1 protein-coding gene and 1 pseudogene are annotated in these 899 nt (G+C 38.3%); both read right to left on the bottom strand.

Translation table 11 applies throughout. The features are described from left to right. Positions 1-156: 156 nt before the first annotated feature. Complete coding sequence (locus LIX91_RS25510; RefSeq protein WP_177205389.1) at positions 157-726, bottom strand: imm11 family protein; 570 nt, start codon at positions 724-726, stop codon at positions 157-159. Beyond that, positions 719-899: pseudogene (locus LIX91_RS25505) on the bottom strand (type IV secretion protein Rhs); the annotation flags it as partial. The gene LIX91_RS25510 and the pseudogene LIX91_RS25505, both read right to left, overlap by 8 nt.

Here is an 899-nt window from a genome sequence, read left to right as displayed (position 1 = left end):
AAGATGATGGTATTGATTTTTGAATTAACTACCTAATGAAGCAAGAAAGCTAGTGGCTGAGGCAAGGTTGGCAGCCACTAACGTTGATTATTTTTTATTAAAGAGCACTAGAATCTGACGTCAGCAAAATAGCAAAACGAGTCTGCTCTATAGACCTCAGGTTTTGGAAAAGCTCTTTTTGAACTCTAAACCACGTACTTCATTAAGCTCGCATATTTCCTTAACGCGAGCGGAAGCTAACATAGTTGTAAAATCCTCATCCGCTCTAAAAATATCTACCACTATGTCAATATCATCCCTCAGAAAAATCTCAGTATACTTTTGGGGGCCATCTGGCAGATAGCTCAAAATTGGCTCGCTTCTAGATTTCTCTTTATTAAATGCGCTGAGTTTTGAAGTTATATTGAAAACTTTATAGCCATCATATTTCTTTCCACCCATGTAGACGTCTGCATCGAGAAATTGAACACCCATAATCTTGGCATCCAATAATAACTTATGAAACCTGGGACTAATAAAATTAGGTCCATCGCTGAAAAGAAAATCATACTTGAGTATCTTGTCAATACTGGCTCTTGAAGTCAGCGTAAACTCAATTAACAATTTCTCATTTACCTCCACCCCAGTCTTCAAGAGAATCGAGTCTTGACCTGTCAAAATCTTGCTCTTAAACCAATAGCTTTCTGGATAAGATTCAGATATTTTTAGAATAAAAATTTTAGCCACAAGCAACACCTCTTACGGACGCCGAATTTAACCTCGTAGTGCCAGAGCGCAGCCCTTTACGCTCAGTAGCGATAATCTTATTTACTGCTTCGTCATAATCACCCTTGGTCCAACCGTTTTCCACTCCATACTTATGAACCGAATCAAGCTGTTTTTCAACAGAGGTAGTATAA

Origin of the sequence: Pseudomonas sp. B20 (assembly GCF_020515755.1) — a bacterium.
GTDB lineage: Bacteria > Pseudomonadota > Gammaproteobacteria > Pseudomonadales > Pseudomonadaceae > Aquipseudomonas > Aquipseudomonas syringae.
The sequence above is the reverse complement of the archived record's forward strand: the minus strand, read 5'-3'. Positions and strand labels throughout refer to the sequence as shown.